This is a genomic window from Roseomonas sp. KE0001, from assembly GCF_016107285.1.
Lineage (GTDB): Bacteria > Pseudomonadota > Alphaproteobacteria > Acetobacterales > Acetobacteraceae > Pseudoroseomonas.
Genome location: NZ_RCVQ01000020.1, coordinates 1 through 17,813, shown reverse-complemented (window position 1 = coordinate 17,813; position 17,813 = coordinate 1). Strand labels below are relative to the sequence as shown.

The following is a 17,813-nucleotide window of genomic DNA, read 5'->3' as shown; positions in this document are numbered from 1 at the left end:
ATCCGCAGAGCGCTGGCAGATGCGGAAAGTCGAATCACCAGATTGCCTCCTTGGCCATGCCCGGATCGGCCGCGCGCCGCAGACTAGGGCAGAAGCGGGTGAAGTTGAACCAGGCCCATGGGCCTGGTCCGCGAAGCGGGCCGCGAGACCTCAGAGGGCAAAGCCCGGCTCGGGCGCAAATCCTGGCAGGAGAACGGTGTTGCAGTCGAAGGCTTCGGTGATGCTGAAGCTGCCACCCAGGCGTTGCCCCAGCACCGCGACCCCGGATCGGCCGGGCAGGAGCCGGATCGTCGCGAGGCGCCCGCCCTCGGCGAGCTGCCCTACAATCTCCTTCGGAATCGACTGCACGGCGCCCTCGATGACAATAAGGTCATAGGGCGCCTTCTCCGCATGGCCGGCAGCCGGAGATCCCTGAAGGTAGTCCAGCGTGCCGGGCGTCAGGGACAGGCCGGACAAGGCCTCCCGGCCGAGAGCCAGAAGGTCGGCTTCGGCCTCGATCGCCGTCACGCGGCCGCCCATCCGACTGACCAGCGCCGCGCCGTAGGCGGTGCCGGCCGCCAGGACCAGCACGGCCTCGCCGGCGCGGACCTTGGCCAGCTGCAGAAGGCGCGCCAGCATCATGGGCTGCAGCATGACGCGGCCATGCCCGAGCGGCACATCCTCATCGGCATGGGCGCGGGCCACCATGGTGGGCGGGACGAAAAGATGGCGCGGCAGATCCGACATGCTGTTGAGGATTCGCGGATCGGTAACCTTGTTGGGGCGGAGCTGCCCGTCCACCATCCACTTGCGCGCGCCCGCGAAATCCATCGTAGAACTATCCTTGGCTGCGAGGCGCGGATCCCCTGCCCACGCCCTGGCTGGCCTTATAGGCGGAGCGCCGCACCGGGCCAAGCGCGACACTCTTGACCCGCGCGCTCCGAGACCCGATACAGCGCCGCAAGGGGCCCGATGGCAGAGTGGTGATGCAGCGGACTGCAAATCCGCGTACGTCGGTTCAATTCCGGCTCGGGCCTCCAGGCTACGCCTTCCAAGTAAGGCGCTCTAACGGAATGATTTTTGCCCCTTGCGGGCAGGGAACAGCCCCGCTATAGCGCCGCCCACAAGCTGATCCCCGATAGCTCAGCTGGTAGAGCACGCGACTGTTAATCGCTAGGTCGTTGGTTCGAGTCCAACTCGGGGAGCCATTTCACCGCCTCTTACCAAGGCGGATCAGAGACTTAAGAAGGGGGACGGTTTGCCGTCCCCCTTCATCGTCCCGCTTGGCGGAACTACCTCCGAAAAATACCCTTCGACGGTTTGCTGGTATTCCTATCCGGAATGCTGAGGCCATCCTTACCCTAGGTAAATTCACGTAAGGGGCCTGCGCGAAACCTGTGCGGGTTACTCTATTGCTGGTGGTTGGCTACCTTCGTCGCGCGATTGGCGCGCATGGTGCGCGACGTTTTTCAGGGCGGTAAAAACCCCTCGCGTCACGGCATGCCAAGGTGTCTATCTGCCTGTTATTCCTTGATACGCGATACGGTAAAAACTACGGTCCTGCCGCACTGGATAAGCTAAGGCGAAACGCCTTTTGATCTTTCGCTTCTGGCGATAGAGCAATTTAGGGCGATCGGCCTCCGGCCGAGCAGGGCAGCGGCTATCCGCCACCACCGACCCTTCAATCTAAATCCGGCTTGCTCTCAGACCTCAAGGCAGCCTCGGCCAATGCCTTCGCTTTCCGCGCCTTGCCGCGTGCCATCATGTTCAGCAGCACCCGCATCTCACCGGGCAGCCGCGCCTGGCCCGAGGCGATACGGCTGAGATGGCGGACAATGTTCTCCAGCCGCCTGTCATCGCCGTAGCGGACCATCATGCGCGCCAGGCCGCGCTGGCTTTCCCCCAACTCGGCCAGCTTGTCCCGGAACCATTGCGCGCCCTCCGGCGTGCCGTGGATGGGCGGGTTGTGAAAGTGCTCTTCATCCGTCATGGCGCCGGCTCGTCAGATATTGAGGGCCTGGAGCACCGCCTTTGGCTCTCGCTCAATCACGTGCAAGTAGGCCAAAGCCGCGGCATCGGGCCTCCGCCTGCCCTGTTCCCAATCCCTCACTGTGCCGACGGGGATGCGGAAGCGCAGGGCGAATGCCGCCTGGGTCAGGCGGGTGCCAGCCCGCACCTCTCGCACGCGCTCCGCCTCGGCTTCTGCATCCGCCATCGGCAGGTCGGCTTCATTGATGGGATCGATGTGCGGTGCCAGCAGCTCCCGCACGCGGCGGAGGCTGCTCTTCCGCCGCACCACACTCAGGATCTCCGGCGGCACCTGCATTCGCCGCTTGGTAGGCTTGGTCATCGCCTTATCTCCCGCCGTGCTCGCGGCACCATCCCGCTTACGGCGGCGCCGTATGTCCGGCAAGGCAGATGGAGGTAGGTATCGCCCGCCGCATCCGTGGCCCAGCGGTCGCCCGCCACTCTAGGTACTGCCTCACTTAAGCTGCGTGACCTCGACAATGGTATCCGCGGCCTGCTGCCTGGGATTGGGCTGAAGGTCGGACAGGTCAGCGAGGCAGCCTTCCTGGCGCGTGTGCGCGAACTGGCAGACGGGCAGCCTGGACTGGAGGCGCTGATGGGGCTGCTGTTGCAGGCCCCGCGATGCCGTGCGGACCGAACGCGAACGGCTGCACCGCCTGGTGCTGGCTGCGGTGCGCGAGGATGACGTCTGCCGCCGCTGGAGGACGGTGCCGGGCGTCGGGCCGGTGATGGCGCTAACCTTCTGCTCGGCGGTCGACGATCCCACGCGGTTCAGCCGCTCGCGAGCCGTCGGAGCGCATTGCGGTCTGACACCGAGACGCTACCAGTCGGGTGAGACTGATCGCGTCGGCACCACGCGTGGCGACAGTGTGATCGCCTGGACCCCTACCCTGACCTTGCAGCGGGCGAAGCAGCGATGACCTGTCGCGGATCAGCTCCCGGCTCTCCGCTGCCGTCTTGATCAGCGCGTCAGATCTGATTATCCGCAACGGCGCGCTGCGCGCGCTTGGCGGGCACAGCCTGGCCCAGCCGAGCTGGGTGACTGCCGCCGCGTCGGGAGCCGGACACCTTCAATACGGTTCCTCTCATCCTTCCGCAAAGGAGCTCAGAATGATCGAGAGACGCGCCGCACTGGCTGTTATGGCCGGCCTTGGGCTGCAGGCCTGCGCCGCTTCCGGGCGGCCGGAGAACCGGCTTGTCGAGGTCGCCTCCTTCGGCCGGCGGCAGCCCGTGGGTATCACGGTGTCTGAAACTGGACGGATGTTCGTGACCTTCCCACGCCAGAGCGGCTCCGCCGAGTTCCGCTACGCTCTGGCCGAGATGGTCCGCGGCGAGGAGGTCCCGTACCCTGATGCCGCCTGGAACAGCTACACGCCCGCGGATGCCGACAACCACTTCATGAACGTGCAGGCGGCCATCGCCCAGAGCGACGCGCTGTGGGTATTGGATGCAGTGCAGCCCTTCGGCAGCGGCACCCCTTCCGCTAGCAAGCTGATGAAGGTCGGGCTCTCGGACAACAAGGTGCAGCGGATCTACCGCTTCGAGGATATCGCGCCTGGCGCAGCAGCGTTGAACGACGTGCGCGTAGATGCGCGCCGCAACCTAGCCTACCTGTCCGACCCCAAGCGTTCGGCCATCGTGATTCTGGACCTGACCAGCGGCCGCACCCGCACGGTGCTCGAGGGCTCGCGGCCGACCAGCGCCGCGCCCGGCTTCGTGCTGCACATCGACGGGCAGGACGTGATGCACACGGGGGGCAGGCCATTCGTCTCCAATGCGAACGGCATTGCTCTGACGCATGACGGGCGCTGGTTCTATTTCCGGGCCATCAATCAGGAGAACCTCTACCGCATCGAGACGCGCCACCTGGCCGACGCGTCGCTGAGCGACGCCGAATTGCTGGCGCAAGTTCAAGATCTGGGCAAGGTCGGCGTCTCGCACGGCATGCTGGCCGACAGGGATGGCAATATCTATCTCAGCGACTCGATCCACTACGCCATCAATCGCTGGTCGCCCGATGGCCGCGTGACGCGGCTGGTGCAGGATCCGCGTCTGTCCTGGCCAGATACCTTCGCCATCGGCCCGGACGGCACCCTGTATGTCACCGCCGCGCAGATCAACCGCACAGCCGCCTTCAACGCGCAGGAGCGGGTGGAGTATCCGTACCGGCTCTACAAGGTCGTGCACTGACAGCCCGGGCCGCCTGCCCCGAAGCGGCGGCCCGCCTCAGCCCGCGCCGGCCATGGCGGCCTGAACCTTGGCCGGGCCGGACGCGGCGGGGGCGCCGCGCCGCAGATAGCGCTGGTCCAGCGCCGCGATGTCCGGGCAGCCCAGCAGGCCCAGCACCCGGTCCACCTCCTCCCGCAGGATGGTCAGGGCGCGCTCAGCCCCGGCCTGCCCGCCAGCGGCCACGCCGTAAAGCGTGGCGCGCCCGAGCATCACGGCGTGCGCACCGAACGCCACGGCTTTGACGATGTCCGCGCCACGCCGGAACCCGCCATCGATCAGCAACACCGTGTCCGGCCGCAGCGCAGCCGCCACCTCCGGCAACATCGAGAAGGCCGAGGCGGCACCATCCAGCTGCCGCCCGCCATGGTTGGACAGCACGATGCCGTCGGCGCCGTGATCCTCGGCCCGCCGCGCATCCTCCGGCACCATGATGCCCTTCAGCACCAGCCTGCCGGGCCAGATGCCGCGCAACCAGCCGATATCGCGCCAACTCAGGCTTGGGTCCATCTGCCGGCTCAGAAAGGCCGCCGCGTTGCGCGCCGAGTTCTGCCCCGGCGGCAGCACGTCATCCAGATTGCCGAAGCGCGGCACGCCATGCGGCACCAGCACGTCCAGCACCCAGCGCGGGTGGCGCAGCACGTCCAGCATGTTGCGCGCGTCGAGCTTCATCGGCGCGCGGTAGTTGCGCTTGTCCCATTCGCGGTTGCCGAAACGCGGGCAATCGGTGGTCACCACCAGCGCCTCGCACCCCGCCGCCGCTGCACGGGCCACCAGCCGCCGCGCCACCTCCCGGTCACGGAACGGGTAGAGCTGCATCCAGACGCGGCCGCCCGCCTCCGCCACCACCCGCTCCAGCGGCGTGGTGGAGACATGGCTGAGCACAAAGGGCACCCCGGCGGCACGGGCGGCGCGGGCCAACGCCAGATCCGCCTCATGCGCCAGCATGCCGTTGAAGCCGGTCGGGCCGATCATGAAGGGCGAGGCCGCCTCGGCCCCCCACAGCGTCACCGCCTGGCGGCAGGTGCCCACATCCACCAGGGTGCGTGGCAGGAAGGCGGCGCCGTCGAAATCCTCGCGGTTGCGCCGCAGGCTGTGCTCATCCTCGGCGCCGCCCTCCACATACTCGAAGGCGAAGTTCGGCACGCGCCGCCGCGCCATGGCGCGCAGCTCGTCGATGCTGCAGGCGCGGCGGACGTCCCGCCCCCGGTGGAAGCGGCGCTTCACGCAGGCCCCCCGCTCATTCCGGCTCGATCCCGACGCGCTTGCCGATGGCGACGGCGCGCTTCACTTCCTCGCGGATGAACTCGCGCGTCGCATCCGGCCCGAGATCGCGCTGCTCCAGCCCTGCCGCCTTCAGCATCCGTGCAGTGTCCGGCAGCGCCTGCGCCTTGGCGATGTCGGCGGCGATGCGGTCGACCACCGGGCGCGGCGTGCCGGCCGGCGCCAGCACGGCGAACCACACATCCATGGCGATCTCGCCCATGCCGAGCTCGGCCAGGGTGGGCACCGCCGGAAACGCCTCCTGCCGCTTGTCGCTGTCCACCGCCAGCAGCCGCAGCTCCCCGGCCTGGGCCTGGGCGGCGACGCCCGGCAGGGTGGAGACGGCGAAGCCGAGCGTACCCGCCAGCAGGTCGTTGACCACCGGCGCGGCGCCCCGATAGGGCACATGCACCGCCTTGCCGCCGATTTTCTGCAGCCACATCTCGGGGATCAGATGCGGCGTCGAGCCGTGGCCGGGCGAGCCGAAGGTCAGCTCGCCCTTGCCCTGGCGCACCGCCCTGGCCAAGTCCTCCATCGAGCGGATCGGCGACTTCGCCGGCACCACGAAGGCGTGCGGCGTCGCCGCCACCAGCGAGACCGGCTCGAAATCGGTCACTGGGTTGTAACTCATGCGCCGGAACATCGCGACGTTCAGCGCGTGGGTCAGGATGTTGCCGAGCCCCAGCGTGTAGCCATCCGGCGCCGCCCGCGCCACGGCCTCCGAGCCGATCATGCCCGACGCGCCCGAGCGGTTCTCCACCACCACCGGCTGCCCCCAGGCGGTGGACAGGTGCTGGCCCAGGATGCGCGCCGGCGGATCGGCCGAGCCGCCCGGCGGGAACGGTACGATCAGCCGCACGCTGCGGCTTGGAAAGGCCTCCGCCGCGCGCAGGCGGGGCGCCAGCAGCAGCGCCGGGGTTGCCGCCAGAAAGGCGCGGCGGCGCAATGGGTTGAAGGGAGCGGTTTCGCTCATGCTTTCTTGTCCTCCCGCGTGAAGTCGCGATCCTTAACGTCCGGAGAAGCGCGGCCTCCGCTTCTCCATGAAGGCGCGGCGGCCCTCGGCGTAGTCGTCGCTGTCGAAACAGGCCCGCTCCAGCGCATCGAGCCGCCCGGGCTGCCGATCGGCGGGGTCGAGGCACCAATCATCGACCGCAGCCTTGCAGGCCCGCAGCGACAGCGGCGCGTTGTCGCACAGCGTTACCAGCAATTCCTCCACCGCCGCCGGCAGCCCGCCGGCCGGCACCAGCCGGTCCACCAGCCCGAGGCGGAACGCCTCCCCGGCCTCCAGCCGCCGGGCGGTGAACAGGATGTCCTTGGCCGCCGCCGGACCAACGATGTCCACCAGCCGCCGCAGCCGCAGATGGTCATAGGCGATGCCGAGCCGGGCGGCGGGAATGCCGAAGCGCGCATCCTCCGCGGCGACGCGGAGATCGGCCTGCAGGGCCAGGCCCAGCCCGCCGCCGATGCAGAAGCCCTCGATCATGGCGATCAGCGGCTGCGGCAGCGCGCCCAGCCCGTCGAACGCCTCATCCGCCGTGGCCTTGTAGCGCTGCTCGGCCTCGGCGCTGGCGCGCGCATCCTCGAACTGGCCGATATCGGCCCCGGCGGCGAAGGAGCCGCCCGCGCCGTACAGCACCACCGCGCGGATCTCCGGATCGGCGCCGAAATCGCGCGCCGCGCGACCCACCGCCTGCCACATCTCCAGCGACAGCGCGTTGCGCTTGGCCGGCCGGTTCAGCGTGATCCAACCGACCGCGCCGCGCCGCTCCACCAGAACGGCATTTTCCATGGCCGCGCTCATGCCACCGCCTCCGGCATGCGGATGATGCCCTGCTCGCGCAGCCGCTCCAGCGTCGCGGTATCCAGCCCGGCCTCGCGCAGCACCGCCGCCGTGTCCTCGCCGAGCCGCGGCGCCGGGCCGCGCGGCACGGCCGGGGTGGCGGAGAATTTCAGCGGGCAGCCGAGCGCCGGCACGGGGGCACCGCCATCGGGATGCGCCACCTCCACCACCATGTTGCGCGCGCGGGTCTGCGGGTGCTCCAGCATCTCGCCCACCGAATGCACCGGGCCGCAGGGCACGCCGGCGGCATCCAGCCGCGCCAGGCAATCGGCCCGCGTCAGCCGCGCGAAGACCGGCTCCAGCGCGGCGATCAGCGCCGGGCGGTCGGCGATGCGCAGCGCGCTGGTCGCCCAGTGCGGATCGGCGCCGATGCCGGCTTCCTCGTCCAGCGCCCGCATGGCGCGGCGGAACAGCCCATCGCTCTGCGCGCCGATCACGATCCAGCCATCGGCGCAGGCAAAGGCCTGGTAGGGCGCGCCCAGCGGATGCGCCGAGCCGAGCGGGCCGGGCGAAACCCCAGTGGCCAGCGTCATCGCCGACTGCAGCACGGTGTGCATGATGCCGGCCTCGATCAGCGAGGTTTCCACCCGCTGCCCCTGCCCGGTGCGCAGCTTGTGGGCATGCGCCGCGACCACGCCGAGCGCCAGCAGCATGCCGGCCGTGGTGTCGGTGACCGGCGCGCCGACCTTGACCGGCGGGCGGCCCGGCCCCTCGCCGGTGATACTCATCAGCCCGGTGAAGGCCTGGGCGATCAGATCCAGCCCGGGGCGCTGCGCTTCCGGCCCGGTCAGGCCAAAGCCGGAGACGCTGGCATAAATCAGCCCGGGATTCTCGGCCCGCAGCGCCTCATAGCCGAGGCCGAGGCGCTCCAGCGTGCCGGGGCGGAAATTCTCGATCAGCACGTCGGCGCCGGCGCAGAGCCGCTTCAGCGCCCGCAACCCGTCCGGCTGCTTGGCATCGATGGCGACGCCGCGCTTGCCACGGTTCAGTACCAGAAAGGAGGCGGCCTCGCCCCGCATCTCGGGCGGGCTCATCTGGCGGACGTCGTCGCCCTCGGGCAGGCGCTCCACCTTGATCACCTCGGCGCCGAGATCGCCCAGAAGCAGGCCGCAGACCGGCGCCGCGACATACATGGACAGCTCGACCACCCGCAGCCCGGCCAGCGGGCCGGTGCGCGGCGGGTCGTTCTGCGGACGCGGCACGGCCGTGGACATCTCGTTCAAGCGGCGATCCTCCCTTTCGGCCGGCTTCGCGCCAGGCCATTGCGACACCGAGGCTAGGTTTGCAGCGACAGGACGACCAATAATATCTCGGGATACCCCGATCGCGTTCGGGGTCAGGGAAGGAACGGGGATGGATCTGAACCGCCTGCGCAGCTTCGCGCGGATCGTCGAGCTGGGCGGGCTGAACCGGGCCTCCACCGACCTCAACATCGCCCAGCCGGCGCTCAGCGCGCATGTGGCGGCGCTGGAGGCCGAGCTCGGCGTCAGGCTGCTGCTGCGGCTGCCGCGCGGGGTGGAGCCCACCGAGGCCGGCCGGCGCCTGCACCAGCATGCGCGGGCGGTGCTGCGCCGGCTAGAACAGGCGCGCGACGATGTGCGGGCGGAGGCCGGCTCCGGCCCGGCAGGCACGGTGGCAATCGGAATGCCGCTGAGCACCGCCAACGTACTTGTCCTGCCGCTGATCCGTGCCGTAGCGGCCGCACTGCCGCAGGTGGTGCTGCAGATCAACGTGCTGCAGAGCGCCGATATCGGCGACCTGTTGCTGACGGCGCGGCTGGACCTGGCGCTGCTGTTCCCCGAGGCGCCGCTGCGCGGGCTGCGCACCCAGCCGCTGCTGCTGGAGCACCTGCTCTGGGTGCCGCCCGGCGGCGGCGCGGTGGATGGCGCGGTTCCCGGGACGCCGGCCGCCACGCTGCGCGAACTTTGCGGCGTGCCGCTGCTGCTGCCGCGCCGGCCGAATGGGCTGCGGGAGCGGGTGGAGGCGGCCATGGCGCGCATCGGCGCCGCGCCGCGCATCCTAGCCGAGCTGGACGCCCTGCCCTCGATCCGTGCCGCCGCGGTGGAAGGGCTGGGCGGCACGGTGGTGCCCTGGTCCGCACTGCACCATCCCGGCCAGAGCGGCGCGCTGCACGCCCGGCGCTTCGCCGATGCGCCCGAGCTCCAGCGGCAGCTCGCGCTCTGCGATGCCGGTGAGGCGGCGCTGGCGCCGGCCGTCGCGGCCGTGCGCGAAACCCTGATCGAGGTGGTCAACCTCCTCGTGACGGGAGGCGAATGGCAGGCGGTGGAACCGCTGTGACGCGGGGGCTCAGCCGGGCTCGCGCGCGATGAAGGGCCGCGCCGCTTTCAGCGCCGGCTCGCAGGCCGGCACCTCGGCCTGCAGCACCGCCTCGTAGCTGGTCAGGCCAGTCCAGAGCCGGAAGGCGGTGGTGATGCCCTCCCACGGATTTTCCGTGTATAGCGCCCCCAGCGTGGTGTGGGCCGCGGCCACGCAGGAAGAGACGCCCTGCATCACCGCCGCCGGCGCGCCAAGCCCGCCCAGCCGGGCGCTCAGCTCCGCCTGGGCGGGCTCGATGATGAGGACATTGACCAGCAGCAAGAGGAAATCACCGAACATCGAAAGGCTTCCCTGTAGGAGGAGCAGGCATGGGCCCGGCGCTGCCCGTTGCCGGATAAGTCCGGCCCCGCATGGCGGCGGTGTTTCACGGATGCCCGCGCGGGCGTCAAGCTGAACTACGGCGTTGCCGCGCGCGGCGGACTCAACGGAGGCACCGCAGCGGCAGCCGTCCGGTATCCTTCAGCTTGTCCAGAACGATGGAGGAGCGGACGCGCGCCACGCTGTCATGCGCTAGCAGCGTCTCGTTCACCAGCAGCGACAATCCCTTCAGGTCGGGGACGATGGCCTTCAGCAGGTAGTCGGTGTCGCCTGTCATGGCATAGGCTTCCTGAATTTCCTCCACCCGCGCCAGTAGCTCGCGGAAGCGGCGAGAGTTGTCGCCGCTATGGGCGGTCAGCGTTACCTGCACGAAGGCGAGTACGTGCAGGCCGAGGGCTTCCGCCTCAAGCTCAGCCCGGTAGCCGCGGATCAGCCCGGCAGCCTCCAGCGCGCTGCGCCGGCGCGAGCATTGCGACGCCGACAGCCCGATGCGCTCGCCGAGCTGCTGGTTGGTCAGCCTGGCATCTTCCTGCAGCGCCGCGAGCAGGCGGAGGTCGAACCCGTCCAATGAAGGCGTTTCATGCATCCTATCCGACTTTCATGCGCAGATCGTGCATAGTCACCGTTTGGGCGCCTTGTTTTGCACGCACATTGCGCCTTCATGGCACTAGCCTTTCAGCCAGTCCAAGATAAAAGGAAGGCATCCCATGGGTCCGTTCCCGCACGACGCGCCGTGCCAGACCATCAGCGAACACAACCCGGCCGGCACCGACGGCTTCGCCTTCGTCGAGTACGCCCATCCCGAGCCGGAAAAGCTGCACGCGCTGTTCCGCCAGATGGGCTTCACCGCCGTCGCGAAGCACCGCTCCAAGGCCGTGACACTGTACCGCCAGGGCGACATCAACTACCTGCTGAACGAGGAGCCGGGTAGCCATGCCGTGCGCTTCTCGGACTCGCACGGCCCCTGCGTGCCCTCCATGGCCTTTCGCGTGGTGGACGCGCAGCACGCCTACAAGCGCGCGCTGGAGCACGGCGCCGAGCCGGCCGATCCGGCGGATGGCGCACCGACCATGAACCTGCCGGCCATCAAGGGCATCGGCGGCAGCCTGCTCTACTTCGTGGACAAGTATGGCGCGCAGGGCTCCACCTATGACGAGGAGTTCGAGTGGCTGGGTGAACGCGAGGCCACCCCGCGCGGCGCCGGGCTGTTCTACATCGACCACCTGACGCACAATGTTTTCCGTGGCCGCATGGATGTCTGGTACGAGTTCTACAACAAGATCTTCAACTTCCAGCAGATCCGCTACTTCGACATCAAGGGCGAGTACACTGGCCTGTTCTCCCGCGCGCTGACCAGCCCGGATGGCCGCATCCGCATCCCGCTGAACGAGAGCGCGGACGATGAGAGCCAGATCGAGGAATACCTGCGCGAGTACAAGGGCGAGGGCATCCAGCACATTGCCTGCGGCTGCAACGACATCTACGGCACCATCGAGGGGCTGCGCGAAGGCGGGCTGACCTTCATGCCCTCCCCGCCCGAAACCTATTACGAGAAGGTCGATGCCCGCCTGCCCGGCCATGGAGAGGATCTGGCGCGGCTGAAGAAGAACGGCATCCTGGTGGATGGCGAGGGCGTGGTGGAGCACAAGAAGGCGCGGCTGCTGCTGCAGATCTTCTCGGGCAATGTGATCGGCCCGGTGTTCTTCGAGTTCATCGAGCGCAAGGGCGATGATGGCTTCGGCGAGGGCAATTTCCGTGCCCTGTTCGAAAGCATCGAGGAGGACCAGGTGCGCCGCGGCGTGATCGGCGGCAAGCAGCCGGCTGACGCGGCGGAGTGAGGCCTAATCCGCGCCGCCGCCGGACAGTTCCTCCGTGCGGCGGCCGATCTTCTGCAGGATAACCGCGAGCTGGCGCTGCTCCGACTCTGTCAGGGCGGCGGACAGCGCTTCCTGCATCTCCCGCGCCAGCGGCACGATCTGGCGGTAGATGGCGTGGCCCGCGCCGGTCAGCTGCAGGATCTGCGCCCGCTGATCCTGCGGGTGCACGGCCCGACTCAGCAGCGTCTTGTCGGCCAGGCGGATCACGGCGCGGCTGACGCGCACCCGGTCCATGCCGGTCTGCTCGATCACCTGCTGGGTGGATAGGGCACCGTGCTGCCCGACCACCGCCACCACGCGCCATTCCGGAATGCTGAGCCCGAAGCGTTCCTGGTAGCGCGTGGCAAAAAGACTGCTGACGGCCTCCGTCACCACCGAAAGCCGGTAGGGCAGGAAGTCCTGCAGGATGAGCGGTACGGTATCGCGGTTGCTTTCGGGCATGCTTTCGCTTTTCATCTCATATGATACGATATAGAACGGCCGGTGGAGGTTGCAAACAGCCGCCGCACCCGTGGGAGGACAGAGGATGAATGTTTCCCTGAGACCCGGCACCGCCGCCACCCCGGCCGCGGCCGCCAACGCGCCGGGCTATCTTTCCGGCTTCGGCAATGGGTTCGAGACTGAGGCGCTGCCCGGCGCCCTGCCGGTCGGGCGCAACTCGCCGCAGAAATGCGCCTACGGGCTTTATGCCGAGCAGCTCAGCGGCTCCCCCTTCACCGCGCCGCGCGCCACCAATGAGCGGAGCTGGCTGTACCGCATCCGCCCCACCGTCACGCATTGGGGGCAGTTCCGGAAGGTGGATGCCGGGCTGTGGCGCACCGCCCCCTGCGCCGAGACAGACATGCCGCTAGCGCCACTCCGCTGGGACCCGATCCCGCTGCCGGACACTTCCGTCAGCTTCCTGGAAGGCATCCACACCGTCACCACCGCCGGCGATGCCGGAGCGCAGGCCGGTATGGGCTCGCACGTCTACCTCGCCACCCGCTCCATGCAGGACGAGTATTTCTACAACGCCGATGCCGAAATGCTGTTCGTGCCGCAGCAGGGCTCGCTGCGGCTCTGGACCGAGTTCGGCATCATCGACATCGAGCCGGGCGAGATCGCCGTGATCCCGCGCGGTGTGAAGCTGCGTGTCGAGCTGCACAATGACGCGCCGGCGCGCGGCTATCTCTGCGAGAATTACGGTGGTGCCTTCACCCTGCCCGAGCGCGGCCCGATCGGCGCCAACTGCCTGGCCAACCCGCGCGACTTCCTGACGCCCGTGGCCGCCTATGAGGAGCGCGACACCCCCGCCACCATGACGGTGAAGTGGGGCGGCAATCTGTGGCAGGCGGAGCTGCAGCACTCGCCGCTGGACGTGGTGGCCTGGCACGGCAATTACGCGCCCTACAAGTACGACCTGCGCCGCTATTCCCCGGTGGGCCCGGTGCTGTTCGACCATGCCGACCCGTCGATCTTCACCGTGCTCACCTCGCCTTCCGAGACGCCGGGCACCGCCAACATCGACTTCGTCATCTTCCCGGACCGCTGGCTGGTGGCCGAGAACACCTTCCGCCCGCCCTGGTACCACATGAACATCATGAGCGAGTTCATGGGGCTGATCTATGGCGTGTACGACGCCAAGACCGGCGGCGGCTTCGTGCCCGGCGGCTTCTCCCTGCACAATACCATGCTGCCGCACGGACCCGACATGAACGCCTTCGAGGGTGCCAGCAATGCCGAGCTGAAGCCCCACAAGCTGGAAGGCACGCTGGCCTTCATGTTCGAGACCCGCTTCCCGCAGCGCGTCACCCGCTTCGCCGCCGAGGCGCCGCAGTTCCAGCAGGACTACGCGGGCTACGGCGCCGGGCTGCAGAAGCATTTCGACCCCACGCGCCCCTGATACTGGCCTCCGAGGAGCACGACCTTGAGTGATGACTTGCCGCCGGCCCGTGCCGCCATCGACGCCACCCACGACCCGGCGCTGCGCTGCTGGGTGGCGGGGGCCGACGGGCACGCCGACTTCCCCATCCAGAACCTGCCCTTCGGCCTGTTCACGCCGCCGGGCGAGAGCACGCCGCGCGGCGGCGTCGCCATTGGCGACAGCATCCTCGACCTGGCCGCCGCCGCGGCGGCGGGTCTGTTCACCGGCGCGGCGGAGCAGGCGGCCGCCGCCGCCTCCGGCCAGACCCTCAACGCACTGATGGCGCTGGGCGCCGGCCCGCGCCGCGCGCTGCGGGCGCGGCTCTCCGCCATCCTGGCCGAGGGCAGCGCGGACCGCGACAAGGCCGCGCCATGCCTGCACGACGCGGCCGGTTGCGTGCTGCATCTGCCGGCGCGCATCGGCGACTACACCGATTTCTATGTCGGCATCCACCACGCCACCAACATCGGTAAGGTATTCCGGCCGGACAACCCGCTGCTGCCCAACTACAAGCACGTGCCGATCGGCTACCATGGCCGCGCCTCCTCCGTGCGCGTCAGCGGCACCGCCGTGCGGCGCCCGCTCGGCCAGCTGAAGGCTCCGGAAGCCGATGCCCCGCGCTTCGCCCCCTGCGAGAGGCTCGATTACGAGCTGGAGCTGGGCGTCTGGATCGGCCCCGGCAACACGCTGGGCCAGCCGATCCCGGTGGCGGAGGCCGAGGCGCATGTGGCCGGCTACTGCCTGCTGAACGACTGGTCGGCGCGCGACATCCAGGCCTGGGAATACCAGCCGCTGGGGCCCTTCCTGGCGAAGAATTTCGGCAGCACCCTGTCCCCCTGGGTGGTGACGCCCGAGGCGCTGGCGCCCTTCCGCATGGCGCAGCCGGCGCGCCCCGAAGGCGACCCTGCCCCCCTGCCCTATCTGCTGGACCAGGCCGACCAGAACGGCGGCGCCTTCGGCATGGCGCTGGAGGTGCTGATCCAGACGGCGCAGATGCGCGAGCAGGGGCTGCCGCCGCACCGCCTCGCGCTGTCCGACACGCGCCACATGTACTGGACCGTGGCGCAGATGGTGGCGCACCACACCAGCAATGGCTGCGACCTCAACCCGGGCGACCTGCTCGGCTCCGGCACCATCTCCGCGCCCGGGCCGGAAGGCGTCGGCAGCCTGCTGGAAGCCACGCGCGGCGGCCGCGAGCCCATCGCCCTGCCCTCCGGCGAAACCCGGCGCTTCCTGGAGGATGGCGACGAGATCATCCTGCAGGCGCGCGCCCGCAAGGATGGCGCCGCCGGCATCGGCTTCGGGGAATGCCGCGCCCGCATCCTGCCCGCCGCCTGAATCGCCGCCTGAATCGCTGCCGGTCCCAGAAGGACCGGTCCGAGAAAGACCAGTCCAAGAAAGAAACGTCCATGCCGAATGCCACCCTGTCCCGCCGCGCCCTGGCGCTGAGCGCGCTCGGCGCCGCCCTGTTGCCGCGCGCGGCGCGCGCCGCCTGGCCGGAAGGCCCGGTGAAGTGGATCGTCGCCTATGCGGCCGGGGGTGGCAGCGACACGCTGGCGCGGCTGCTGGCGGCGCGCATGGCGGAGGGCCTCGGCAAGCCGGTGGTGATCGACAACAAGCCGGGCGCCGCGACCAATATCGGCGCCGAGGCCGCCGCGCGCGCACCGGCGGATGGCTACACCACCCTCACCGCCGACAACGGCACGCTGGTGTTCAACCCCGCCCTGTTCCGCCGCCTGCCCTACGATCCGGACCGGGATTTCCGCCCGGTCGGCGGCATCGCCCGCTTCCAGCTCGTGCTCGCGGTGAAGAAGGATTCCGCGCTGCGCGACATCGGCGCGCTGCTGGCGCAGGGCAAGGCGCGGCCGGAGAGCATCGACTACGCCTCGCCGGGCATCGGCTCGCCGCATCACCTGGCGATGGAGCGGCTGGCCCGCAGCATCGGCGCGCGCTTCTCGCACATCCCCTATCGCGGCGCTGCCCCGGCGCTCAACGACCTGCTCGCCGGGGTGGTCGAGGCCACGGTGACCGACACGGTGGCGGGCGGCGAGGCGCTGCGTAGCGGCATGGCGCGCCCCGTGGCGGTGTTCTCGGCACGCCGCCACCCTGGCTTCCCCGAGCTTCCCACCATTGCCGAGGCCACCGGGCTGCCGGATCTCGAAGCCTATGCCTGGCAAAGCCTGATGGTGCCGCGCGCGACGCCCGATGCCGTTGTCGCCCGCCTGGCGGCCGAGCTGGGCACCGCCCTGACCGATGCCGGCATCCGGCGCAAATTCGCCGAGATCGGGGTGGAGCCGCTGCCGGCCTCGGCGGAGCAGGTGCAGGCCATGATCACGGCGGATCGGGCCATCTGGGTTCCGCTGATCCGCGACCTCGGCATCACACTGGACTGAACCATGAAGCTGCACGGCTATTTCCGTTCCTCCGCCGCGTGGCGGGTGCGCATCGCGCTGAACCTCAAGGGCCTGACGGCCGGGCAGGCGTTTCACCACCTGCGCCATGGCGGGCAGCGGGCGCCGGCGTTTCTGCGGCTCAACCCGCAGGGGCTGGTGCCGGCGCTGGAAACCGACAGTGGCGCGGTGCTGACGCAATCCCTCGCCATCTGCGAATGGCTGGAGGAGGGCTGGCCCGCGCCGCCGCTGCTGCCGCCGGGGCATGACGCGCGCGCCGCCGTGCGCGCCTTCGCCCTGGCCATCGCCTGCGACATCCACCCGGTGCAGAACCTCAAGGTGCTGTCCCGCCTGCGCGGCCTCGGCCTGCCGGAGGAAGCGGTCACCGCCTGGGCGCGCGACACCATCGCCGAGGGGCTGGCCGCCTGCGAGGCGCTGCTCGCCGGTCAGCCCGGCCCATTCTGCTTCGGCGAGGCGCCGGGCCTGGCCGATCTCTGCCTGGTGCCGCAGCTCGGCAATGCGCGCCGCTTTGGCTGCGACCTTTCGGGCCTGCCCCGGATCGGCGCCGCAGAGGCGGCCTGCACCGCGCTTCCGGCCTTCCGGGACGCGGCGCCGGAGCGGCAGGCCGATGCCGAATGACAGGCAGCGTCCTTGACGCCGCCTGACTGGGTCACCCTGCGGATCTTTCTGGCCGCGGTGGAACTCGGCAGCCTCAGCCGCGCCGCCGAGCAGTGCGGCATCGCCATTTCCGCCGCCGCCCGCCGGGTGCAGGATCTGGAAGCCGATTGCGGCGTGCCGCTGCTGGAACGCAGCGCCCGCGGCGTCCGGCCCACCGCCGCCGGCGAGCGTCTGGCGCGGCATGCGAGCACGCTGCTCGACCAGGCCGGGCGGCTGTCGGACGACCTGCGCGCCTTTGCCGGCGGCGGCAGCGGCAGCGTCCGGCTCTCGGCCACGACGTCGGCCCTGTCCGGCCACCGTCTGGCCGAGGACCTCGCCGCCTTTGCCGCCGCCCGACCTGGCATCTCTGTGGAGCTGCAGGAGGAAACGACGCGGCCGATCCTGGACGCGCTGCTGCAGGGCCGCACCGATCTCGGGATCATCACCAGCGGCGTGCCGCTGCCGGCCGGACTTGAGGCGGAGCTCTGGCACACCGACCGATTGCTGGTACTGCTGCCGGCCGGGCACCGCTTCGCGCGCCACGCCCAACTCGGCTTCGCCGATGTGCTGGCGGAGCCGCTGATCGGCGTGCAGGCGGGCGGCGCCCTGGCTCTGCTGCTCGAGCAGGAGGCGGCTTTGCTGGGGCGGGCGCTGCATTACCGCTTTCGCGTCGCCAGCACGGATGCGGCGCGCCGCCTGGTCGCCGCCGGCCACGGGCTGACGGTGATGCCGGACGGCGTTGCCGGGCCGTATCAGACCGCCCTCGGCCTGCGCGGCGTGCCTCTGGCGGAGCCCTGGGCCAAGCGGCAGCTGCGGCTGGTCTCCCGGCCCTCCTGCCTGCTGCCTCGCGCGGTGCGCCTGCTGTTCGACCACCTGAACCGCTCGGCCGATGCGCCGCCCTGAGAATGCCGTGAGGTCATCGGCTCCGGCGCTGCCGCGCCCGGTAGGCAGGGCTTGCCGGGCTGAAACACGAGAAAGCATGAGAGCTCCCATGG

The 17,813-nt window shown here is 69.8% G+C and carries 19 protein-coding genes and 2 tRNA genes; 11 read left to right on the top strand and 10 right to left on the bottom strand.

Annotated features, from left to right (window positions below):
* Nucleotides 1-150: 150 nt before the first annotated feature.
* The gene (locus D9598_RS20280; protein ID WP_198368304.1) at nt 151-810 is read right to left on the bottom strand and encodes a protein-L-isoaspartate O-methyltransferase; all 660 of its coding nucleotides are present in this window, start codon (nt 808-810) and stop codon (nt 151-153) included.
* A gap of 135 nt (nt 811-945) precedes the next feature.
* Here D9598_RS20280 and D9598_RS20275 point away from each other — a divergent pair.
* Both D9598_RS20275 and D9598_RS20270 read left to right on the top strand, forming a co-directional pair.
* Nucleotides 946-1,019, top strand: a tRNA-Cys gene (locus tag D9598_RS20275).
* A gap of 92 nt (nt 1,020-1,111) precedes the next feature.
* Nucleotides 1,112-1,187 (top strand) — tRNA-Asn (locus D9598_RS20270).
* Nucleotides 1,188-1,660: 473 nt separating this feature from the next.
* Here the strand turns inward: D9598_RS20270 and D9598_RS20265 are convergent.
* Together D9598_RS20265 and D9598_RS21300 are read right to left on the bottom strand one after the other, a co-directional pair.
* A complete protein-coding gene (locus D9598_RS20265; protein WP_198368303.1) occupies nt 1,661-1,969 on the bottom strand; it encodes a hypothetical protein in 309 nt (102 codons plus the stop codon).
* A 12-nt stretch (nt 1,970-1,981) separates the two neighbouring features.
* On the bottom strand, nt 1,982-2,329 hold the full coding sequence (locus D9598_RS21300) for a DNA-binding transcriptional regulator (RefSeq protein WP_232477484.1): 348 nt from the start codon (nt 2,327-2,329) through the stop codon (nt 1,982-1,984).
* A gap of 304 nt (nt 2,330-2,633) precedes the next feature.
* On the opposite strand from D9598_RS21300, the gene D9598_RS20255 reads away from it, so the two are divergent.
* Entirely contained in the window at nt 2,634-2,927 is a 294-nt protein-coding gene (locus D9598_RS20255) for a transposase (protein WP_198368302.1), read from the top strand.
* 190 nt (nt 2,928-3,117) lie between these two features.
* Nucleotides 3,118-4,197 carry an SMP-30/gluconolactonase/LRE family protein gene (locus D9598_RS20250; protein WP_198368301.1) on the top strand — a complete coding sequence of 360 codons (1,080 nt, stop codon included), beginning with the start codon at nt 3,118-3,120 and terminating at the stop codon, nt 4,195-4,197.
* A 36-nt stretch (nt 4,198-4,233) separates the two neighbouring features.
* On the opposite strand, the gene D9598_RS20245 is transcribed toward D9598_RS20250, so the two are convergent.
* The 4 genes from D9598_RS20245 to D9598_RS20230 are packed head-to-tail and all read right to left on the bottom strand — an operon-like array spanning nt 4,234 to nt 8,550.
* On the bottom strand, nt 4,234-5,460 hold the full coding sequence (locus D9598_RS20245) for an alpha-hydroxy acid oxidase (protein ID WP_370592099.1): 1,227 nt from the start codon (nt 5,458-5,460) through the stop codon (nt 4,234-4,236).
* A gap of 13 nt (nt 5,461-5,473) precedes the next feature.
* Nucleotides 5,474-6,469: a tripartite tricarboxylate transporter substrate binding protein gene (locus tag D9598_RS20240; protein ID WP_198368300.1), complete on the bottom strand. Its 996-nt coding sequence runs from the start codon at nt 6,467-6,469 to the stop codon at nt 5,474-5,476.
* A gap of 33 nt (nt 6,470-6,502) precedes the next feature.
* Nucleotides 6,503-7,285, bottom strand: coding sequence for an enoyl-CoA hydratase (locus tag D9598_RS20235; protein ID WP_232477483.1), 783 nt, complete (start codon nt 7,283-7,285; stop codon nt 6,503-6,505).
* A gap of 8 nt (nt 7,286-7,293) precedes the next feature.
* Nucleotides 7,294-8,550, bottom strand: a complete 1,257-nt coding sequence (locus D9598_RS20230; RefSeq protein WP_232477485.1) for a CaiB/BaiF CoA-transferase family protein — start codon at nt 8,548-8,550, stop codon at nt 7,294-7,296.
* 139 nt (nt 8,551-8,689) lie between these two features.
* On the opposite strand from D9598_RS20230, the gene D9598_RS20225 reads away from it, so the two are divergent.
* Entirely contained in the window at nt 8,690-9,634 is a 945-nt protein-coding gene (locus D9598_RS20225) for a LysR substrate-binding domain-containing protein (protein WP_198368297.1), read from the top strand.
* A gap of 9 nt (nt 9,635-9,643) precedes the next feature.
* Here D9598_RS20225 and D9598_RS20220 read toward each other — a convergent pair whose 3' ends face one another.
* A complete protein-coding gene (locus tag D9598_RS20220; protein ID WP_198368296.1) occupies nt 9,644-9,952 on the bottom strand; it encodes a hypothetical protein in 309 nt (102 codons plus the stop codon).
* Nucleotides 9,953-10,094: 142 nt separating this feature from the next.
* On the bottom strand, nt 10,095-10,577 hold the full coding sequence (locus D9598_RS20215; RefSeq protein WP_198368295.1) for an Lrp/AsnC family transcriptional regulator: 483 nt from the start codon (nt 10,575-10,577) through the stop codon (nt 10,095-10,097).
* A gap of 121 nt (nt 10,578-10,698) precedes the next feature.
* On the opposite strand from D9598_RS20215, the gene hppD reads away from it, so the two are divergent.
* Nucleotides 10,699-11,829: a 4-hydroxyphenylpyruvate dioxygenase gene (gene hppD, locus D9598_RS20210; RefSeq protein WP_198368294.1), complete on the top strand. Its 1,131-nt coding sequence runs from the start codon at nt 10,699-10,701 to the stop codon at nt 11,827-11,829.
* Between the two features lie 3 nt (nt 11,830-11,832).
* On the opposite strand, the gene D9598_RS20205 is transcribed toward hppD, so the two are convergent.
* Nucleotides 11,833-12,309, bottom strand: a complete 477-nt coding sequence (locus D9598_RS20205; RefSeq protein WP_232477482.1) for a MarR family winged helix-turn-helix transcriptional regulator — start codon at nt 12,307-12,309, stop codon at nt 11,833-11,835.
* Nucleotides 12,310-12,394: 85 nt separating this feature from the next.
* On the opposite strand from D9598_RS20205, the gene hmgA reads away from it, so the two are divergent.
* The 5 genes from hmgA (at nt 12,395) to D9598_RS20180 (ending at nt 17,721) form a co-directional block, all read left to right on the top strand.
* Complete coding sequence (hmgA, locus tag D9598_RS20200) at nt 12,395-13,750, top strand: homogentisate 1,2-dioxygenase (RefSeq protein ID WP_198368292.1); 1,356 nt, start codon at nt 12,395-12,397, stop codon at nt 13,748-13,750.
* Between the two features lie 24 nt (nt 13,751-13,774).
* Nucleotides 13,775-15,109: a fumarylacetoacetase gene (gene fahA, locus D9598_RS20195; RefSeq protein WP_232477481.1), complete on the top strand. Its 1,335-nt coding sequence runs from the start codon at nt 13,775-13,777 to the stop codon at nt 15,107-15,109.
* A gap of 71 nt (nt 15,110-15,180) precedes the next feature.
* Nucleotides 15,181-16,164, top strand: coding sequence for a tripartite tricarboxylate transporter substrate binding protein (locus tag D9598_RS20190; RefSeq protein WP_198368291.1), 984 nt, complete (start codon nt 15,181-15,183; stop codon nt 16,162-16,164).
* A gap of 3 nt (nt 16,165-16,167) precedes the next feature.
* Entirely contained in the window at nt 16,168-16,800 is a 633-nt protein-coding gene (maiA, locus tag D9598_RS20185) for a maleylacetoacetate isomerase (protein ID WP_198368290.1), read from the top strand.
* A 12-nt stretch (nt 16,801-16,812) separates the two neighbouring features.
* Nucleotides 16,813-17,721, top strand: a complete 909-nt coding sequence (locus tag D9598_RS20180; RefSeq protein WP_198368289.1) for a LysR family transcriptional regulator — start codon at nt 16,813-16,815, stop codon at nt 17,719-17,721.
* The last annotated feature ends 92 nt before the right edge of the window (nt 17,722-17,813 follow it).